Source organism: Moritella sp. PE36 (assembly GCF_000170855.1).
Classification (GTDB): Bacteria; Pseudomonadota; Gammaproteobacteria; order Enterobacterales; family Moritellaceae; genus Moritella.
This window is the reverse complement of sequence record NZ_ABCQ01000010.1, coordinates 67,340-86,171: the sequence shown is the minus strand read 5'-3', so window position 1 is coordinate 86,171 and position 18,832 is coordinate 67,340. Positions and strand designations below refer to the sequence as shown.

19 protein-coding genes are annotated in these 18,832 nt (G+C 42.0%); 5 read left to right on the top strand and 14 right to left on the bottom strand.

Annotation, left to right across the window (positions count from 1 at the left end):
* Window positions 1-99 precede the first annotated feature (99 nt).
* The 4 genes from PE36_RS08480 to PE36_RS08465 all read right to left on the bottom strand — a co-directional run bounded on the left by PE36_RS08480 (window position 100) and on the right by PE36_RS08465 (window position 3,725).
* Window positions 100-657, bottom strand: coding sequence for a hypothetical protein (locus PE36_RS08480; protein WP_006031586.1), 558 nt, complete (start codon window positions 655-657; stop codon window positions 100-102).
* Window positions 658-688: 31 nt separating this feature from the next.
* Window positions 689-1,156 (bottom strand): hypothetical protein, encoded by a 468-nt coding sequence (locus tag PE36_RS08475; RefSeq protein WP_006031585.1) that lies wholly within the window; start codon window positions 1,154-1,156, stop codon window positions 689-691.
* Window positions 1,157-1,353: 197 nt separating this feature from the next.
* The gene (locus PE36_RS08470; protein ID WP_006031584.1) at window positions 1,354-2,046 is read right to left on the bottom strand and encodes a response regulator; all 693 of its coding nucleotides are present in this window, start codon (window positions 2,044-2,046) and stop codon (window positions 1,354-1,356) included.
* 77 nt (window positions 2,047-2,123) lie between these two features.
* Entirely contained in the window at window positions 2,124-3,725 is a 1,602-nt protein-coding gene (locus PE36_RS08465; RefSeq protein ID WP_006031583.1) for an ATP-binding protein, read from the bottom strand.
* A 162-nt stretch (window positions 3,726-3,887) separates the two neighbouring features.
* On the opposite strand from PE36_RS08465, the gene PE36_RS08460 reads away from it, so the two are divergent.
* Together PE36_RS08460 and PE36_RS08455 are read left to right on the top strand one after the other, a co-directional pair.
* Window positions 3,888-5,435 carry a cytochrome-c peroxidase gene (locus tag PE36_RS08460; RefSeq protein ID WP_085983529.1) on the top strand — a complete coding sequence of 516 codons (1,548 nt, stop codon included), beginning with the start codon at window positions 3,888-3,890 and terminating at the stop codon, window positions 5,433-5,435.
* 218 nt (window positions 5,436-5,653) lie between these two features.
* Window positions 5,654-6,415, top strand: a complete 762-nt coding sequence (locus tag PE36_RS08455) for an enoyl-CoA hydratase/isomerase family protein (protein ID WP_006031581.1) — start codon at window positions 5,654-5,656, stop codon at window positions 6,413-6,415.
* Between the two features lie 20 nt (window positions 6,416-6,435).
* Here the strand turns inward: PE36_RS08455 and gcvA are convergent, their stop codons facing one another.
* Window positions 6,436-7,341 (bottom strand): transcriptional regulator GcvA, encoded by a 906-nt coding sequence (gene gcvA / locus PE36_RS08450; RefSeq protein ID WP_006031580.1) that lies wholly within the window; start codon window positions 7,339-7,341, stop codon window positions 6,436-6,438.
* A gap of 132 nt (window positions 7,342-7,473) precedes the next feature.
* On the opposite strand from gcvA, the gene PE36_RS08445 reads away from it, so the two are divergent.
* Together PE36_RS08445 and PE36_RS08440 are read left to right on the top strand one after the other, a co-directional pair.
* A complete protein-coding gene (locus tag PE36_RS08445; RefSeq protein ID WP_006031579.1) occupies window positions 7,474-8,142 on the top strand; it encodes a cupin domain-containing protein in 669 nt (222 codons plus the stop codon).
* A 38-nt stretch (window positions 8,143-8,180) separates the two neighbouring features.
* Window positions 8,181-9,269 carry an FAD-dependent oxidoreductase gene (locus tag PE36_RS08440; protein ID WP_006031578.1) on the top strand — a complete coding sequence of 363 codons (1,089 nt, stop codon included), beginning with the start codon at window positions 8,181-8,183 and terminating at the stop codon, window positions 9,267-9,269.
* Here the strand turns inward: PE36_RS08440 and PE36_RS08435 are convergent.
* Window positions 9,252-9,698, bottom strand: a complete 447-nt coding sequence (locus PE36_RS08435) for a GNAT family N-acetyltransferase (protein WP_006031577.1) — start codon at window positions 9,696-9,698, stop codon at window positions 9,252-9,254. The two genes, PE36_RS08440 and PE36_RS08435, sit on opposite strands and share 18 nt — an antisense overlap.
* 212 nt (window positions 9,699-9,910) lie before the next feature.
* Here PE36_RS08435 and PE36_RS08430 point away from each other — a divergent pair, with 212 nt between their 5' ends.
* A complete protein-coding gene (locus tag PE36_RS08430; RefSeq protein ID WP_232286553.1) occupies window positions 9,911-10,807 on the top strand; it encodes a glycosyltransferase family 2 protein in 897 nt (298 codons plus the stop codon).
* A 192-nt stretch (window positions 10,808-10,999) separates the two neighbouring features.
* Here PE36_RS08430 and PE36_RS08425 read toward each other — a convergent pair whose 3' ends face one another.
* The 8 genes from PE36_RS08425 to PE36_RS08390 all read right to left on the bottom strand — a co-directional run bounded on the left by PE36_RS08425 (window position 11,000) and on the right by PE36_RS08390 (window position 18,815).
* Complete coding sequence (locus PE36_RS08425) at window positions 11,000-12,271, bottom strand: NAD(P)H-dependent oxidoreductase (protein WP_006031575.1); 1,272 nt, start codon at window positions 12,269-12,271, stop codon at window positions 11,000-11,002.
* Between the two features lie 23 nt (window positions 12,272-12,294).
* On the bottom strand, window positions 12,295-13,176 hold the full coding sequence (gene rfbD / locus PE36_RS08420; RefSeq protein ID WP_006031574.1) for a dTDP-4-dehydrorhamnose reductase: 882 nt from the start codon (window positions 13,174-13,176) through the stop codon (window positions 12,295-12,297).
* A gap of 15 nt (window positions 13,177-13,191) precedes the next feature.
* Window positions 13,192-13,725: a dTDP-4-dehydrorhamnose 3,5-epimerase gene (rfbC, locus tag PE36_RS08415; protein WP_006031573.1), complete on the bottom strand. Its 534-nt coding sequence runs from the start codon at window positions 13,723-13,725 to the stop codon at window positions 13,192-13,194.
* Entirely contained in the window at window positions 13,726-14,613 is an 888-nt protein-coding gene (gene rfbA / locus PE36_RS08410) for a glucose-1-phosphate thymidylyltransferase RfbA (protein ID WP_006031572.1), read from the bottom strand.
* Window positions 14,603-15,694 carry a dTDP-glucose 4,6-dehydratase gene (rfbB, locus tag PE36_RS08405; RefSeq protein ID WP_006031571.1) on the bottom strand — a complete coding sequence of 364 codons (1,092 nt, stop codon included), beginning with the start codon at window positions 15,692-15,694 and terminating at the stop codon, window positions 14,603-14,605. Before rfbB ends, rfbA begins: the two co-directional genes overlap by 11 nt.
* A gap of 86 nt (window positions 15,695-15,780) precedes the next feature.
* Window positions 15,781-16,650, bottom strand: a complete 870-nt coding sequence (locus PE36_RS08400) for a glycosyltransferase (protein WP_006031570.1) — start codon at window positions 16,648-16,650, stop codon at window positions 15,781-15,783.
* Complete coding sequence (locus PE36_RS08395) at window positions 16,643-17,656, bottom strand: glycosyltransferase (protein ID WP_006031569.1); 1,014 nt, start codon at window positions 17,654-17,656, stop codon at window positions 16,643-16,645. Before PE36_RS08395 ends, PE36_RS08400 begins: the two co-directional genes overlap by 8 nt.
* Complete coding sequence (locus tag PE36_RS08390; protein WP_006031568.1) at window positions 17,646-18,815, bottom strand: glycosyltransferase; 1,170 nt, start codon at window positions 18,813-18,815, stop codon at window positions 17,646-17,648. The genes PE36_RS08395 and PE36_RS08390 overlap by 11 nt, the downstream gene beginning before the upstream one ends.
* Window positions 18,816-18,832 lie beyond the last annotated feature (17 nt).

The following is an 18,832-nucleotide window of genomic DNA, read 5'->3' as shown; positions in this document are numbered from 1 at the left end:
TACAAAACATAAAACCAAGCAAGGATATGAAGCTAGTACAATTAACTAAGCTTAGTTCAAAAAATTTGAATTGCTTCGACCGATAATAAAAGCACTCGTTTAAGGCGTTCCCTTCACCACGCGATTATAGGCATCCTGACAACTAACGACCCAATGCGGTGATCCTGACCCACAACAAATAGGTTCAACATCGGGGTGTGACTTCATTATCACGCCGAAATTATGTTCTTGCACCGGATCAACATCGACAAATAAAATGTGGTTGCCTTTTATCAGTAATTCTTGAAAGCGAGCAAAGTGTACATTCGGCTTCTGGAAACCAATAAAGCCCCCTTCCCAGATACAAAAGCCAAAACTCAGCACAGACAAAAAAATGAAGGGTAACCAACCTGCAGCGCCATCAGTCCACCCCATCATATAGGGTAATCCTAACGCCAACATAGCCACAATAATACCAACGCCGGCGCCTATTTCTCCCCCCCGGATAACATCTTGTTTAAGTAAAGATTCAACTTCATGTAAATGGTGTTGCTCAACGTGGCAATCATCAAGACTTAGCACATGAATTTGGGGTTCGGTAAATCCTTCTGCTTCTAGCTCCCTTTCAACAATCTCTAGTTCATCAAGATCATCAGATACATAATAGTGTCTTAACATAGTAGCTACCGCCTTGAAACGACAATAAATATTAACGGTTATCGCATTGAGTAAGTTCCATTTTCGACATCATCGCAATAAAATCATTAGCCCAATAAACACCTCGCATACTAAATACAAAGATACATACTAAGACGAGTAACAACAGTACTGGCCTTATTTTAGCTTTTATACCATAGACATACTTAGTCGGCCTCAGCACTTTCTCGGTAGGTAAGGGACTTTGGCCAAGGCGCATAATTTGCATGTTTCTTGGCCCCTCAATCGCAGTAATAATCAACAATAATGACAGCGGAACAGCAACGAACAATCCATAAAACAAGATTTGTAGTCCTGAAAAGCCTGCATAATCAAAACAATGAGCAACCTCTATAAAATTCATGAAGCGAGGCATAAAATAAAATAGAGTGAATAAAAGTACCGCAGTCATCAACCCACAATACTTAACAAAAAGTACCACTTTCTCCCTTTTACTATATTCAGGTGCATATTCATTCATACAATTAATCGCCCGATATATATCAGTTAACCTCATAATTCGTGCTGCTCAAATTTCTCATCCATGGACAAACCATAGTTCGATTATCCGTATAAGTGAAGACCGTTACACCAATTAATAAGCATAAAAAAACCAGATAGCTATCTGGTTTTTTCTTTTCATGATGATGTTTTATACCCAAACTACTTCAAGATAAATTATATTTCCAACTTATAACCCACACTATATACCGACTGCACCAGTTCCATATCGGGTTTGATATCATTTAATTTTTTTCGTAATTTTTTGATATGACTGTCTATGGTGCGCTCGCTAACAACTCGATGGTCGTGATATACATGGTTCATTAATTGTGAGCGTGAATAAATCCGACCGGGCTCTTTGGCCAGTATCTGTAATAAATTAAATTCAATTGCAGTCAGCTCAACAGGTATGCCAAAAACACGCGCTTGGTATTTTTCCGGATCTAATTCAACAACCTTGGGCGTTGACTTAATCGTGTCTGATTTATCTAACGATTGCGTTTGTGATTGCGTTCGCCTTAATACCGCCTTCACTCGCGCAACGACTTCACGAGGAGAGAAAGGTTTACAAATATAATCATCTGCTCCCAACTCTAAACCAATGAGGCGATCAATCTCATCCACTCTTGCTGTCACCATAATAATCGGCACCGCAGAAAACTGTCTTATCTCTTTGCACAGTGTAATACCGTCTTTACCAGGTAACATCAGGTCTAACAAAATGATATCAAAATATTGGTTATGCACCAGTTCAAGCACGGCATTACCATCATGTACCATCACGGTTTCTAAATTCGATTGCACCAAATAATCTGTTAACAACTGGGCAATTTTCACTTCATCTTCAACGATCAATACCTTGGACATGTTCCCTCACTTATCGGCATTAATGGTATTTAATCTACGTTGGTAATTTTTTGTTTACGTTTACGTCTATAAGTAGCCTAATTTAAGGGTAATGTAATTTTGATACCTAAGCCACCCTGCTTAGATGAAAATGCCTCAATACTCCCTTGATGGGCATAAACAATATTCTTACAAAGCGCTAAGCCTAAACCTGAGCCACCGGTTTTACGATTACGTGAACTTTCTACCCGATACAAATGTTCAAACAATTTTGCCAGTGCACTCTCTGGTACAGCTGGTGCACTATCTTCAATAATGATCTCAGCCTTTTGCTTATTTCTCGTTAAAGTGACAAATACTTTACCCGGCGCATCGGTATATTTAAGACAGTTGGCAAATACGTTATCTAACAGCTGATGTAAACGTGTCTCATCAGCCCATACCATCAGTGGCTGATCTGTAAACGCTGCATTCACGAGTAAACCACCTTTATCCAGTATAGTCTGATGGCGTTCTACACTCTGCGATACCAGCAGTGTCAGATCTAATGTTGATTTCTGGTAACGTAGTGCGCCAATTTCCGCATTTGTTAATTCATTCAAATCATTAATCAGCTTTTGTAAATGCGCGACCTCTTCCGATAAAGATTGTAAACCAGCTTTATTTAACGGCCGTATACCGTCTTCCATCGCTTCGATTTCACCTTTCACAATGGCTAGGGGCGTACGTAGTTCATGAGAAATATCAGCAAGCCAACGTTTTCTGGAATCTTCGTTTTGCTCTAATGTTGCCGCCAAATCATTAAAGTTACGTGCCAATGTCGCTAATTCATCCCGGCCAACCACTTGCAAGCGAGTTTGTAGCTCGCCTCTATTCAGCTTAACCACGGCTTTTTTTAGTTTGGTGATCGGTAATACAAAGTGACGTGATAAAGGCAGTGTGATAATAAAAATTAGCACAAAAACACCGGCAATAATAACCGCGATGCTCTGGTTGTTTTCAGCCACAAACGCGATATCAAATTCATCAGTTAGAGCTTTACTCGGTGGTAAGGCGATATAGCCAATGATGTCACCATTAAGCAGGATCGTTTTGCTATTATAATTATCCTTGAAACGGCCAATAAGCCTTTGCTTGTCTTGGCTTAACAGCGTAACTCGTAGCTCATTTCGAGACCCTGCAGAGCGGTTATCCATTTGTTTACCAGCATCTTCAGGATAATGTAAACCTTGTGCTGATAACGCTAATAGCATTGGCCAATAGTCTATATCTGTTCGATTTATTCGCAGTCTAGGTGGCGGTGGTCGGAGCTCAAACTCTCGTTGGCCAACATCTCGTTTTCCAAATTCTCGCGAGCCAAAACGGGTTATACCTGGCTCGAGCGGTCCGTTACCTCTGCTGTCATTATCTCTCTGTTGACTAGGTCTATGTTGATTAGGTCTATGCGCACTCGGTCGATTACCTCTTCTTGGTGGCGGTGGTCGTTGCAGAGATGACGCTACCAGGTCATCCCAACTGCCTTTTTCTTGATAAAAATTAGCCAGATTATCAGATAACAACTGCATACTTTGAAGCTGGCGTTGATTAACGTAATTCAGCATGCCGCGATCAAAACTCCACTGCATCAAGGCATATAAAAGTGATAACACCATGGCACTGGTTAATAATAGAATAAGTAATAATTTAGGAAATATACGCATCGAGTCTCCCTACCGGTATCTCTAAGTTATACCCTTAAATGGCATAAATGTCCCAACTTAGGATCACTTTGCACATTTGTTCCTTATTTGTTGCATCGTTCTTCCATACTCACCAATTAAACTGGATGTAATCAAATAAAATACAAATGAATGGAGTCTGATATGATATTTAAAATAAAGCAGCCATTGGCACTTGCTGTGATGCTATCCCTACCATTGGCGTTATCCGGATGTGGCGAGAGTGATGATATTGCCAATAACTCTGCTGACGACAGCACTGAACCAAGCGAATTCGACATCTCACTACAAGCAATCATCAGTGAAAAGAACCTTGCTCGCTCAGCGATTGCAAACCGTGATATCCCCTCGATTGACTCTCCGCTTGCCAATCTCGGTAAAAAACTCTTTTTTAGCCAAAGCCTCGGCGGCGATCTTGATAGCGCTTGCGCCAGTTGCCACCATCCCACACTCGGTGGCGCAGATGCGTTAAGCCTGCCTATCGGAGTTGAGTCCATTAATGCGCAGGTACTTGGTCAAGGACGAGAGAATAGTACTGGCATCCCCGTTGTGCCGCGTAACAGCCCAACTATCTTCAACGTCGCATTATGGGATAGCAGTTTATTCTGGGATTCACGAGTTGAAAGTTTGGGTAAAGAAAACAATCAAAACGGTGCCGCATCAGGCATCAGTACACCTGATAGTGGCTTTGGTATCGCAGATAGTAATGCCGGCTCTAACTTAGTGACCGCACAAGCACGATTTCCGGTTACGTCAGCGGAAGAAATGAAAACAGCTGATTTTGAAAATGGTAGCAGCAATACTGTTATTCGCCATCACCTTGCAGCACGTTTAGGCGATTATGACGAAGGTGCTGGCGAGTTAAGTCGTAATCAATGGTTAAGCGAATTCCAAACTGCGTTCAATAGCAATGCTGATGCTGAAGATCTGGTGACTTTCGAGAATAGCGCAGAAGCCATTGGTGAATACGAGCGCTCGATGGTGTTTATCGACTCACCGTGGCGTAATTATCTCGACGGTGATATTTCCGCGTTAACAGAGCAACAAAAACAAGGGGCGTTATTATTCTTTGCTGCCCCTGAAGATGGTGGCGCTGGTTGTTCAGCGTGTCACAGCGGCCCACTGTTAAGTGATGAGCGCCATAACATTGTCGCCTTTCCACAGATTGGCGTTGGTAAAGGAGACGGCAGCAATGGCGATGATGATTTTGGTCGTGAGCGCGTAACCGGTGATGCGGTGGACAGATATAACTTCCGTACGCCAAGCTTGTTAAACATTACCACGACAGCACCTTACGGCCATGCTGGAACATTTGATTCACTAGAAAGAGTTGTCCGTCATTATAACAACCCAAGTCGCAGTATTGATGATTATGCAGATGATCATGAGTGGTGCCAATTAGCCCAATTCGATAATGTCGCCAGCTGTACAAACTTGTACCCTAACGTGCGCACTAATGGCGAACTTGCGTTAGATAAGCTTGCCGAAGAACGTCGAGAAGGAACATCACGTTTACCCAATATTAACTTGAATGATGATGAAGTCGATCAGCTAGTGGCTTTCCTCAGCAGCCTAACGGACCCTTGTATCGAAAGTCGTGATTGCCTCGCAGCTTGGATAGCGAATGACACCACAGATAACCCCGATGACCAAGTGCTGATTGCTACTGATATAAATGGCAGTCCATTATAAGGCACACACAAGCTGCTTTGGTGTTACTGACCTAATATTACTGTGACCTAAGGTATACATTAACCACATAATTGATGCTTTAGTTCACAGAGTTAATCATCATCACGGTTAGGAAAAACACATATGAATAATGATATTATCCAGCAATTTAAGTTATGTTAGAGTTAAAACTTAATGGGCATTATGAAAATACCCAGCTCTAACTTAAGGTTTATAACATGGAAGATTTCATTACTTCAGTTGTGCAGGATCATATTTTAACGCTAACAATAAACCGCCCTAAGGCACGTAATGCGTTAAATCAGGCCATGTATTTATTACTCGCTCAAGGATTAGAAACGGCACAACAGGATGATGCCATTCATGTCGTGATGATTAAGGGATCGGCCGATATTTTTTGCGCGGGCAATGATATGCAAGACTTTCAAGCCATGTCGCAAGGCCAAGCGGATCAATATGGCGCCCGTTTTATGCGCGCATTAATCAACTGTGATAAACCAATCGTTGCAGCCGTTAATGGCTCTGCAATGGGGATCGGCACCACCATGTTACAGTTTGTAGATTTCCTCTATGTATCTCCAACGGCAATATTTCAAACACCATTTGTGGCGATGGGGTTATGCCCGGAACTCGGCTCGAGCCAATTATTAGCGCAACAAATTGGCGTGCGTAAAGCGCGAGCCATGTTATTAGCAGGCGAGCCTATGCAGGCAAATGAAGCGGTTACTTTAGGGTTTGCGAATGAAGTATGTGGCTCACCAGATGATGCAGCAATGCAAAGGTCCATCACACTTGCAAAACTGGCACCAATAGCCATGCGCACCAGTAAAGCAATGTTGATGAGAGAATCTCGACAACAACTATTAGATATCGTTGAATATGAAAATAAAAGCTTGGCTTATTTAGTCACGCAACCAGAATGCCGTGAAGCAGTTAGCGCTTTTATGGAAAAACGCCAACCGGACTTTAGCCAGTGCTGATTGCTATCAGCGGTAACCCTTTATACGGCAGCCGTTTCTAATAACCACCCTTTAAAGGCCTGAACTTTTTCTAACCCATCATGTTCAGGTCGCCAGACAATATAATAAGCCAATTCGGTACTGCTATTCAGTACTGGAAATGGCTTCACTAATCGTCCACAAGCAAGATCATCTTTGACTAATACACTGCGGCCTAGTGCGACGCCCTGCCCAGCCACCGCGGCTTGAATTACCGATGCCGAGTTATTAATTTTCAATCCTTTATTGGTTTCTACATTATCAATGCCCTGTTCACTCAACCAACTAGACCAAGTCGGAAACCCCGAACTGATCGGCATAGAATGATCGTGTAATAACGGATAATTCGCTAAGTCACTCAGTGACGTCAACCCTTGCTCAACCAGATCTGGGGAACACACCGGAAATATATCCTCATCCATCAGTAATGTTTGTGACAATTCCGGCCAATTGCCTTTGCCATAACGCACACCAATATCGATGTCTTCGGCAAAGTAATCGACAGAACGAGAATTGGTATTTAAGCGAAGGTCATAATCAGGATACTTTAGCTGAAAATCATCAATGTGCGTTAACAACCACTTTGCTGCAAACGCAGGACTCACCGACACTGTGATGGCATTATTGATAATCGGCTTTTGCAATAATGCTAAACCTTGAGATATATGCTCTAAACCTCGCGTTATTTCTGGCAGTGCTAGCTTCGCCTGCGCCGTCAATGTTAGACGTGAAGCTCCACTAGTGGCACGAATAAACAAGCTGACACCTAACCACTCTTCTAATAAACGTACTTGCTGACCGATTGCCGCAGGCGTGACATTAAGCTCTTTTGCCGCCAAAGAAAAACTTAGGTGTCTAGCCGATGCTTCAAAAGCACGAACTGCATTCAAATGGGCAATATTATTCATTTACAGCGCGACCTCACGTCAATTTAACACTAAAGAAAAACTATATCGTCAGTATAGAAGTAGTGCTTTGTCATATGCAAAGAATAAATCCATAATTACAACATAAAGACACTTAATCTGTGGAATGACGATATGAACATTAATAGCGATCTAACCCAACCAGCAAAAGTATTCTTTGATGAATCGACTTGGCTACCCTCTCCGCTTAAAGGTGTATCACGTAAAATGTTAGAGCGTGATGGCGTTGAATTTGCAGCAACGCCAACAACACTAGTTACCTATGATGCAGACAGTTATTTCACTAACCATGTACATACTGGCGGCGAAGAATTCTTGGTGTTACAAGGTGTGTTCGCCGATGAACACGGTGATTATCCTGTTGGTACCTATAAGCGAAACCCGGTCGGTACAGAACATGCACCGATAGTCAAAGACGGCTGCATGATCATCGTTAAGCTCGGTCAATTTCAAGACGGTGACGACCAAGATGTGGAAATCAATACCGCCAATCAAGCCTTTATCCAAGATGAAAACCGAACGCCAGTGCAATACCAAGCGCTACACGCATTCAAACAAGAAACCGTACGATTAGAACGTTGGGCAAGTAATGCAAATATCACCCTAGATAATACAGGTGGGATTGAACTGCTTATTGTAAACGGTGAATTGAATCATCAAGGGGACGTTTATCGCCAGTTTGATTGGCTGCGTTTACCTGTTGGTGAAGCGTTAGACGTCACCACCTCTTCTGATGATTGCACAGTTTGGATCAAAACAGGTCATCACAGCTATCGTTTATAAGAATGCATTTATAACAAACCGTTTATTAAGGTACTAACATGAAAACAGAATTTGTCATTATTGGCGGTGGACTAAGCGGTTTATATACCGCTTATTTATTAGAACAGCTTGGTAAAGAGTATATTTTACTCGAAGGTCGAGCGCGATTGGGCGGTCGAATATATACCGAAGACAAGTTTGATATGGGCCCTTCTTGGTTTTGGCCAGACATGCACCCACGTATTACCCAGTTGATTGATGATCTGCATTTATCTGTATTCCCACAACATGATAAAGGCGCGTTCTTGTTTGATAAACACGAGAACAAACCACCGCTGCGCTATGAATCAGGTTACGCCGGTTCACCGCAATCAATGCGTGTGGCTGATGGCATGCAAACGGTTGTTAATGGTATTAAAGATAAGCTAATCAGTGGGCGTATTATTCGTAACGCTAAGGTCACGCATGTAGCGCATACTGCGACAGAACAAGATAGCTATTCTATCGTTACAGCCGAAATAGACGGCGAAGCACAAACCATACAAGCGCGTCAGGTAATCTTTGCAATGCCGTTACGTTTACTTGCCAACAGCATTACGCTATCACCAGCATTGCCGACGAAAATACAGAAAAAATTCGCATCGACAGCCACATGGATGGCAGCACATGCGAAATTTTTTGCCATCTACGATACACCGTTCTGGCGTAAAACCGGTTTGTCCGGTTCGGCCAGTAGCCAAGTGGGTCCATTAGCAGAAATACACGATGCAAGTACGAACGACGGCGCAGGCGCGCTATTTGGTTTTGTGGGTATTGATGCACATACTCGCCAATCAGCAGGCAATGAGTTAATCAAATCGTTAGCCATAAAGCAACTTGTGCGACTTTATGGTGAACAAGCCGCTGAGCCGATTGATGTGAAGTTAATCGACTGGAGCCAAGAAACCATGACTGCAACGGATGCAGATAAAAATGCACCGAATGGCCACCCGCAGTATGGTTTACGTGATATTCAATCAGCGCTGATACCTGTTTATCAACAAGGTTGGTACTTTGCGGGCACAGAAGCTGCAGAAGAAAACGGCGGTTATATCGAAGGCGCGCTCGAAGCGGCAGAAGCAGTCATCGCTTTAAGCGTTAGTCGATAACACTCTAGACATATAAACAAATTGACTATCACTGTCATCAATAACAAAGCCAAAACGGGCATATAACTCACCGACTCGATTACCTTGTAAATGACTTAACTTACAGGGTAATTGTTGCTCTTTGGCAAGTGTAATGAGCTGGTTTAATACTTTGCTACCAATGCCTTTACCTTGATGTTCAGGTAATAAGAAAAAGCGACAAAAGTGAATATAGTCAGCGTTTATTTCAATCTTATAACTGCCAACAGCGATACCATCAATACAGATCAACATAGGTTTACCTGCCGCCCATTCCTCTGCATGCATCTGTTGCTGTAATGCTTCGTCCCAACCAAAAACAGCTTTAATCGGCCCATATTCCGCAGACTTTTTTAAGCTAAATGCAAAATCATAATCTTGCTCGGTAGCGAGCCTGTACTCAAGGTTCATTGGTGTCTATATTCTGAAGTAGTTTGAAGACTTATTTTTAGTCAATAGGCTAAATAGCTGAAAACGAACAATACCTATAAGTGATTAATATGACAAGTGAATTCGATGCGAATACACAAACAAAGACAGACATAATAAAGCAACCCACAGCAAACCCCGTATTCCATCACTACAATTATTACAAGGCCTTAAATCGATAGGTGAAAATAGCCATGCTGATATCTATTTGTATGTGTACATATCAACGAGATCATGTTGTCGATACCCTCAGGAGTATTGCCGCCTTACGACTACCAGAACACGTTACTCTTGAAGTGATCGTCGTTGATAATGATGAGCACGCTTATGCGGAAATGCTGGTCAAAGGCCAAGCGAATGTCATGGATATACCGGTATATTACCGCCAAGAAACGGCAAAAAACATTGCCTTAGCACGTAACTGCTCCATCAATAATACCAAGGGTGAATGGGTGGCATTTATCGATGATGATGAAGTGGCCGATCCCGATTGGTTAGCGCAACTGTTATCAACCGCGCAAACTTTTCAAGCAGATGCTGTATTCGGCCGAGTCAAATCAACCTACCCTAACCATACCCCGCAGTGGATCCTTGATTCAGGTGTATTTGAACGACCAGCGGTAAGTAACGGCCAAGAAGTCACCAGTGGTGCGACTAATTCAACATTGGTCAGCCAAGCTGCCATTAAAAAATACCAACTCAGATTTGATTCCGACTATGGCTTAACCGGGGGGGAGGATGCAGATTTCTTTTATCGGTTATACCAGCATGGCGGTAAACTGGTGTGCTCAAATGAAGCCTTTGTCAGTGAAGAAGTGGCAAGTAACCGATTGAATATAAACTACCTATTAAGACGGGCGATACGCATAGGCGAAACCTATACCCGTTATCGCATACAACAAGCGCCGCTAGCCAACAAACTAACTTACTTTACTGACGTGTTAATAAAACTGATTATATTGCTATTTATCGTATTGGTTAAATTACCTTTTGGCCAATCAAAATACGCAAAACCCTTATTACAATTAGTTGATAAGTACGGAAAAATAAAAGCATTATTCACCACTAAAACCGTCAAACTGTACAACTGACAACTGACAACTGACAACTGACAACTGACAACTGACAACTGACAACTGGCAACTGGCAACTGGCAACCATTTTATTATGACAGCCTATAACATCCTCCCACTAAATCCTCTGCTTATAAAACAAAGAAAAAACGAGTCACAGATAACAATGACTCGCTTTAGATTTAGCTAAATAGGATTAACCTTACACGACTAACCTAAATTAACACGTTTGATATTGTTCGATTCTAACGGTTGGTTTTCCAGCACCATTTCACTAAATCGTTGACGTAATTTACGGCCGTCAATGTGGCCGTGAATTTCTACATCTTGAAATAAAATCGGCTCACCTTGGTTAATATCTACTAATAACCTAGCACCTGTCGCCAGCCCTAAAGGTAATGCGCTATGTTCTACAGATAATTCAGCACTGGTCATTTCGCCGTAATAATCATAACCACCTATGCAATCGAGCTGGTCGCCTTTTTTCAGGTCGCGCTTGGCACGGGTGATCACATCCGATACCGGTGCGCCCAGTGGACGTACAACAGATTGATGTTCAACCACATTCACGTATAAACCGTACAAAGCTTCAATACCCGGCATATGGTAAGGTAAATACAACAGATAATTAGGACCATCACCCATTTTATAATAAGAAAGCGAATCTAATATTTCGGGTTTATCCGTGGAAATAACGGCAAATACCCCACCACTGGGTTCGACCCCACAAACAACTTCAATTACCCCTGTTTGATTCAAAATACCGCCGTCATCTTTTAATTTCAATAAATCAACAATATCTTCAAGTGTACCTTTGGCTAAATGCATACCCGGTACATCTGCGACCAATCCTGTGGCATTCGAGACAATCGTCATTTCCATCGACATTTTAGAGCCATCCGCAAAGGATGCGATCATCGTTGGTTTCTGCCCTGATTTTTCAGCCCAAGGTAATACCGAATCGGGGTTAGCAAAAGAATCGTGAAAACCTTTAAATTTACCAACGGCCACGATCCCGAAGCCCAATACATCGGCATAATTATAAAGGTGCTTAATCAAGCCGGGTTCATCGCCCCACATATTACTGTAGATCAGTCCTTTTTCACGGAAACGCTCAGCAAGCACAGGGCCAACAAGCGCATCCGTTTCGGCGCTAACCACAAAATGTTTATTGGCCGCTAACGTAGCAAGTCCGAGTTCGCAACCAAATTCAGTATCACCCGTCAACTCAACCACAATGTCAGCATCACTTGCACAAAAGTCTTCAACGTTGTCGGCAATAATCGATAACGGTAAATTAGCATCTTTCAGCAAGGCAATAATTGGCGCGCGTGTTTTGGAATAAATAGAAACGACATCAATGAAATCCAGCAACGTTATCTGCTGTATCAACCCCTTACTAATATAGCCAGCACCCGCTATAGCAACCTTGATATTCCCATGTTCTATTTTATACGCTTCTAACAGATTTCGATTAATCATTTATTTTCCCCAGCGGTAAACATTTATGCCATCGTTGTTTCAATAACATGACGTAACTTACGCCGCCAATCCGAAGGTCTAAATATCGGTGAGATTTTATGACAGTTTAAAATGCCATTTCTAGGCCGTACGGCAATTGAAGCATATTCTTCACTTGTCACGCCGACTAAATGGCGGCCCTGCTCACCGGGTTGGTATTTATCTAATTCGTCAAAAATAGCGCAAGCAAAATCGAACCAGCTTACCTCGCTATCACCACAAAAATTATACTCACCAAGTTGATATCGATTCGTTTCAGCCATACGTTCCTTAGCGATATCAAGCGCTAAATTGGCGACATCCCCTGCATAAGTCGGGCAACCAAATTGATCATTAACAATGCGGATCGGCTCTGCTTCGCGGCGCAATGAAAGCATGGTAGTGACAAAGTTTCGCGCGTATTCACTAAACACCCATGAGGTGCGAATAATGATGTAATGACTCAAATAGGTCTTTATATATTGCTCACCTTGTAATTTAGTTCGCCCATATACATTTAACGGCGCTGGCGTATCGGTCTCGACATAACGGCAATCACTGTGGCCGTTAAAAATATACTCGGTCGAAAAGTGGATTAATAACGCCCCCACGTTATGACATTGCAGAGCCAATAAGTAAGGTCCATAGGCATTAACCGACTCCGCAGCTCCCGCCTCGTTTTCTGCTTTATCCACCTCTGTATACGCAGCCGCATTAATCACCACATTGGGCTTAAATGCCTTAAATACCCTAGCGACTTGCGCTGCATTGGTGATGTCCAATGTCTCTATATCGGTGAGTAATACATCCCATTCTTGATGATCTATACGATCTTTAATCGACTGGCCTATTTGGCCTTTTTGCCCAGTCACTAATAATCGCAACATAAAAGCCGCCCTTGCTTAAAACAAGTCGTTAAACTTAAGGCCCATTTTATCTTTATCTGACAATAACGGGTTATCACAAGGCCAATCGATGTTTAATACAGGATCATTCCAAATAAGGCAGCCTTCATCTCTATTGTCATAATAGTTGGTACATTTATATTCAAAATCAGCAAGATCAGATAACACCACAAAACCATGGGCTAATCCCGGTGGTAACCAAAATTGCAGTTTATTCTCAGCGTTTAATCGCAGCCCATGGCACTGCCCATAGGTAGGTGAAGCTAACCGTATATCGACGGCAACATCGTACACGTCCCCCAATACCACACGTACTAACTTGCCTTGCTGTTTAGTTTTTTGAAAATGTAACCCACGTAAAACATTTTTTGAAGAGCGTGAATAGTTATCTTGTACGAAATCAAACTCACCACCAAGCACATCGCGATAACGCGCCGCTTGGAATGTTTCCATAAAGAAACCCCGTTCATCTCCAAATACATCAGGCTCGATAACCAAGGCTCCATCAATCGAGGTTTTGGACACTTTCATCTACAACTCCTCACGCAGCAAGCCGTAGAGGTATTGCCCATACTCTGTTTTCTGTAACAGACATGCTTGCTCTTCTAATTGCCCGCGCGTGATCCAACCTTTTGAAAATGCGATCTCTTCTAAACAAGCCACTTTTAAGCCTTGATTATGCTCAATCGTCTGTACAAACATTGCGGCTTTCAATAAGGAATAATGGGTGCCGGTATCAAACCAAGCAAAACCACGACCAAAACGCTCAACGTATAATTCGCCTAACGCTAAATACATGTTGGTGATATCCGTGATCTCGACTTCATTGCGGGCCGAAGGCGTTAAAGACTTTGCCATGTTAATGACCCTGTTATCATAAAAATATAAACCTGTAACGGCATTATTTGACTTAGGTTTCTCGGGTTTTTCTTCAATACTTAGCACATTACCTTCTTTATCAAACTCCACAACACCAAAACGGCCAGGGTCTGTCACCCGATAACCAAATACCGTTGCGCCAGTATCCTTACTTGTTGCGTTCAATAATTTACCGCTGAAGTGTTGCCCATAGAAAACGTTATCACCTAAAATAAGACAGACATTGTCCTCGCCAATAAAGTCTTCAGCAATGATAAAAGCTTGTGCGATACCGTCAGGGCTCGGCTGTTCGGCGTATTCAATATTAAGCCCAAAGGTGGAGCCATCGCCAAACAAAGCCTTAAAATGAGGAAGATCATCCGGGGTCGAAATGATTAAAATATCTTGAATATCCGCCAACATCAGTACCGACAGTGGATAATAGATCATCGGTTTATCGTAAATAGGTAACAGCTGCTTGGAGACAGCTTTGGTAATGGGATGTAAACGCGTGCCAGAACCACCCGCTAACACAATACCTTTGTATTTTTTATTGCCCATTAGCTCTTTCTCCTCGACGTGTTAACTGATAATCACCATTTAAAACACGCTGCCACCACGCTGTATTATCTAAATACCACTGCACTGTTTTTCTAATACCCGTTGCAAATGTTTCCTCTGGTTGCCAGCCTAACTCACGTTGAATTTTACTTGCATCAATCGCATATCTCAGATCATGCCCAGGCCTATCATTAACAAATTGGATAAGATCACGATAATGTTCAACGCCATCGGGTTTGTCGGGTACAAGATCTTCTAATACACTGCACAAGCTATTAACCACATCTATATTACGTTTCTCGTTATGACCACCAATGTTATAGCGCTCACCAATTTGACCTTTTGTCGCCACCAGCACTAATGCGCGAGCATGATCATCAACATACAACCAATCCCTGACTTGCAAACCATCACCGTAAACGGGCAACGCTTGCCCATTTAACGCGTTTAATATCATGTGCGGAATGAGTTTTTCAGGAAAATGATAAGGGCCATAGTTATTCGAGCAGTTAGTGATTAATGTCGGAAGACCATAAGTTCGAAACCATGCCCGTACTAAGTGATCAGCACTCGCTTTGGTGGCAGAATAAGGCGAACTGGGATCGTAAGCAGTGGTCTCAACAAACAGTCCGTCTTGGCTCTCTTTACTTCCTTGACAAGCTAAATCACCAAATACCTCATCGGTCGAAATATGATGAAAACGAAAATCCGCCTTTTTTTCATCTGCTAATGACAACCAATAAACACGTGCCGATTCAAGTAAGTTATACGTGCCAATAATATTGGTTTCCACAAAACAGTTCGGACTTTCGATGGAGCGGTCAACATGCGATTCAGCAGCAAGATGCATGACAATATCAGGTTGATGCTGCAAAAAGACACGATCAACTTGTTCTTTGTTACAGATATCAACACACTCAAAGACATACTGCGATGAAAGCAAGGTCGCAGGAATTGAATCAAGATTGCCAGCGTAAGTTAAGCTATCTAGGTTCACCACCTGATAGTCCGTCTCACTCAATATGTGTCGAATAACAGCACTGCCTATGAAACCAGCACCCCCTGTCACTAATATCTTCATATTACGGTACTCATAATTAACGTTACGATTATTAATAACGGACGTTATTATTAATAACCAAATTACTATTACTCATAACTAACTTACTATTGCTCATAATTAACGTTTTCAGACCTTCGGCCTTGTAACTTTCGTGCTGTGGGTATGCTCGGTTTTAATAAATACTGAAAATGGTAGATGAAGGCATCGCGAATATGAAAGCGTAAAATACGGTTAGTGAATACGTCTTTAAAGCCACCATCGCTACAACGTAATCCATCAGCGCCAACGACAATCTCGCTCTCATAATAGACTTTGTAGCCCAGCTCCCAACATTTATAGCAAATATCGGGATCAGCCATAAAGATAAAATAGCGATTATCAAAACCGCCAATTTTACCCCAAACCTCACGGCTTATAGCCATAAATGACGATTGTAACCAATCCACATTAGCCGACTTGAAATAATCGAACTCTACATATTCGTAGTGCTCAGCAATGCCTTTTAACAAAGGCCAGTTTCTAAGTGACGTTCTGCGCACTACTTGCGCTAGCAAGTTAGGAAAGCGGCGCACGGTATCAGGTGTCGAACCATCATCATTTAACTGTCGGGTACCCACGATCCCGACTTCAGGATCCCGGTTATAAATAGCAACAATATCAGCCAATATACTTGCAGACTTCAACTCGATATCCGGATTAACAAACAACAAGTAATCACCATTGCATAAATAAGCCCCCTGATTACTGCCTCGGGGATAACCATTATTTTGCTGATTAAAAATTAACGTCACATTGTCGGTATCTTGATATTTCGACAGTATCTTCTTATTACCACTGTCCATAGAGTTATCAATAATGATCACTTCGGTATCAAAATCGCCTTGTTGATTCAGTATTCTTTCGACATTATGGACAACGCGCTCCGCTTTAAAAAAATCAACAATAACAACAGAAATTAATATTTTCTTAGCCATAGGAATCTTCTCTTTGCTCAACAAATAATTTTTTATCGATAACCGCTGCAAAAGCATGATTGGTAATATCAATTGATTGATCGTATCGAGGTATAGCTATTAGCTCTGCCACGGGATAAACCGGCAACAATTCATCTGGGTACACAACCGCCATGTTGGGATTATTTAACTCTTTGGCTATTTGCAGTTGATGATCATCAGAAAACTCACCAAATCGCTGCAACCGTGGCACAAATATCACTTTCTTTTGATAAATAAGCATGTGATTAATACTGCCGACACCGCAATGACTTATGACAAGGCTGCTCTCTTGCACCAACGCATCCATTTTGTCTTTCGTAACCATATCCACAATTTCGCCATTGGCCGGTTTTACATCAACCTCAAAACCACCGGTTTGAATAAACCAACGTACGTTTGGATCGTGGTAAATATCGAGTTTTGCCATTGCCGCTATCAGCCGTGGAAAAGGATAAGAATTAGTACCCGTAATCACTAAGACCAAGGGCTGTTCTGGCGATGGTAGCGGTGTAACGACCTTATTCACGTGTCCTTCTAAATCAAAGGTTTTCCCGGCATAGCCGACGCTATATTGATTAGCAACAGCTTCCCATTGCGACATAAATTCATCATACAATTTATATTTATGGATCATTTTCCCAGTATTAGACAGTTCAACCACCCGCGATAATGTGTCCAAATATACAAACCTTATTGGTAAGAACTTACACACTAACGCGAAGGGTAAAACGATGGGGCCACCCGTGCTAAATACTGCCCGAGGCCTTTCTTTTACCAGAACATACAGCGCATAAAAAATATTAACGAAGTGAATGAATACGTTTTTTTGCGTGCTCCATATTTTATATATTTTCTGAATTTTAATGTCATTCACTAATAAATGCGTCGTTACTAGCACAATATCGTCAACATGCTGACAGGCACAAAGAGCTTGAGTCAGGTGGCCACCCGCAGATGCAATGACAAGTACTTTTCTATTCGACATGTGAGTACTCCAGATCAAGGCCATCAACTAAACACTGATAATGATTAACGACTGTTTTCTTCTCAAAAATATCTAATGCATGGGTCTCTAACGCACACTTAATACGCGTTTGGAAATAATCATGTCGAACGATTAACTCTTCCACCTTGTTTGCTAACTCATCGACATCTTGATTGTGCACCTTAATGCCAACATCAATATCATCCAAGTAACCATCAATGCCAGTATTGGCGTGATATAAAATGGGCAACCCAGAAAATAGCGCTTCGACAAAAACCATTCCAAAAGACTCATTGTTACTGGGTAATAAAAATGCCGTGTATTGTTTCAACTTGTGCTGCAGAAGCTTGTTATCAATACGTCCTTTAATCGTGACCTTGCCATTTAACGATAATGCGTCTATTTTACCTTGCACTGTTTTAATCTTATCTGCAGGTCCTGAGCCGTATATATCCAACCTGATATTTGGATATGAAACACTGAGTTTGGATATAGCCTCCAGCAATGGCATGATACCTTTACGTTGATACTGCTCGAAACGAAAAACAGTAACAAAATTAGCGACTTCATTAACCTGACTAATATTTTCTATCTGCCTCATTTCGCAGGGGTTTGGTAATAAGCTAGACTGAGCAGTTGATGTATTAATCGTGGTTTTCAGCATTTCGTTTATCGGTTTTCTCGCCCAACAACTCACCCAAAATATATGTTCGGCTTCTTCTAATACCTTTTTCCAACGATTTCGTAACAAGGCTTTGTGCTGCAGAATACGCACATCAGTTCCTCCTCTAATCGATAGAAAATACGGTATGCCAATTTGATTGGCGATTGCAGCGCCTAACGTGCCATCAATCGCCAGTTTATGCCCATGAATAAGCTGGCAGTTGATCTGCTGCGTTTGGATAAGATTAAACAGAAGGTGTCGAGCAAGAAACAGAGATAAAGTCAGCGCTAAGCCAAACGGTAAGCCCCAATAGTAAACCGAATACAATTTAGGGTTATGCGGAATAACACGCACTAACCAAGGCCATGGGGTACGATGAATAACAAACACGGTGTTAACGATACCAGAGGTGGCATCTAATAAGGATTTTACAGCAGGCGTACTTAGATCATTACGGCCATCAGGGTAATCGGAGTGTATATGTAAAACATTCATATCATAATAACCTACCG

What these genes read in the sequence shown, in the direction of transcription:
- PE36_RS08395 (WP_006031569.1), bottom strand. Translation starts at nt 17,656, where the DNA reads ATGTCGAATAGAAAAGTACTTGTCATTGCATCTGCGGGTGGCCACCTG.
- PE36_RS08425 (WP_006031575.1), bottom strand. Translation starts at nt 12,271, where the DNA reads ATGATTAATCGAAATCTGTTAGAAGCGTATAAAATAGAACATGGGAAT.
- PE36_RS08430 (WP_232286553.1), top strand. Translation starts at nt 9,911, where the DNA reads ATGCTGATATCTATTTGTATGTGTACATATCAACGAGATCATGTTGTC.
- PE36_RS08475 (WP_006031585.1), bottom strand. Translation starts at nt 1,156, where the DNA reads ATGAATGAATATGCACCTGAATATAGTAAAAGGGAGAAAGTGGTACTT.
- PE36_RS08440 (WP_006031578.1), top strand. Translation starts at nt 8,181, where the DNA reads ATGAAAACAGAATTTGTCATTATTGGCGGTGGACTAAGCGGTTTATAT.
- rfbA (WP_006031572.1), bottom strand. Translation starts at nt 14,613, where the DNA reads ATGGGCAATAAAAAATACAAAGGTATTGTGTTAGCGGGTGGTTCTGGC.
- PE36_RS08455 (WP_006031581.1), top strand. Translation starts at nt 5,654, where the DNA reads ATGGAAGATTTCATTACTTCAGTTGTGCAGGATCATATTTTAACGCTA.
- PE36_RS08390 (WP_006031568.1), bottom strand. Translation starts at nt 18,815, where the DNA reads ATGAATGTTTTACATATACACTCCGATTACCCTGATGGCCGTAATGAT.
- rfbC (WP_006031573.1), bottom strand. Translation starts at nt 13,725, where the DNA reads ATGAAAGTGTCCAAAACCTCGATTGATGGAGCCTTGGTTATCGAGCCT.
- gcvA (WP_006031580.1), bottom strand. Translation starts at nt 7,341, where the DNA reads ATGAATAATATTGCCCATTTGAATGCAGTTCGTGCTTTTGAAGCATCG.
- PE36_RS08460 (WP_085983529.1), top strand. Translation starts at nt 3,888, where the DNA reads ATGATATTTAAAATAAAGCAGCCATTGGCACTTGCTGTGATGCTATCC.
- PE36_RS08480 (WP_006031586.1), bottom strand. Translation starts at nt 657, where the DNA reads ATGTTAAGACACTATTATGTATCTGATGATCTTGATGAACTAGAGATT.
- PE36_RS08445 (WP_006031579.1), top strand. Translation starts at nt 7,474, where the DNA reads ATGAACATTAATAGCGATCTAACCCAACCAGCAAAAGTATTCTTTGAT.
- PE36_RS08465 (WP_006031583.1), bottom strand. Translation starts at nt 3,725, where the DNA reads ATGCGTATATTTCCTAAATTATTACTTATTCTATTATTAACCAGTGCC.
- rfbD (WP_006031574.1), bottom strand. Translation starts at nt 13,176, where the DNA reads ATGTTGCGATTATTAGTGACTGGGCAAAAAGGCCAAATAGGCCAGTCG.
- PE36_RS08470 (WP_006031584.1), bottom strand. Translation starts at nt 2,046, where the DNA reads ATGTCCAAGGTATTGATCGTTGAAGATGAAGTGAAAATTGCCCAGTTG.
- rfbB (WP_006031571.1), bottom strand. Translation starts at nt 15,694, where the DNA reads ATGAAGATATTAGTGACAGGGGGTGCTGGTTTCATAGGCAGTGCTGTT.
- PE36_RS08400 (WP_006031570.1), bottom strand. Translation starts at nt 16,650, where the DNA reads ATGGCTAAGAAAATATTAATTTCTGTTGTTATTGTTGATTTTTTTAAA.
- PE36_RS08435 (WP_006031577.1), bottom strand. Translation starts at nt 9,698, where the DNA reads ATGAACCTTGAGTACAGGCTCGCTACCGAGCAAGATTATGATTTTGCA.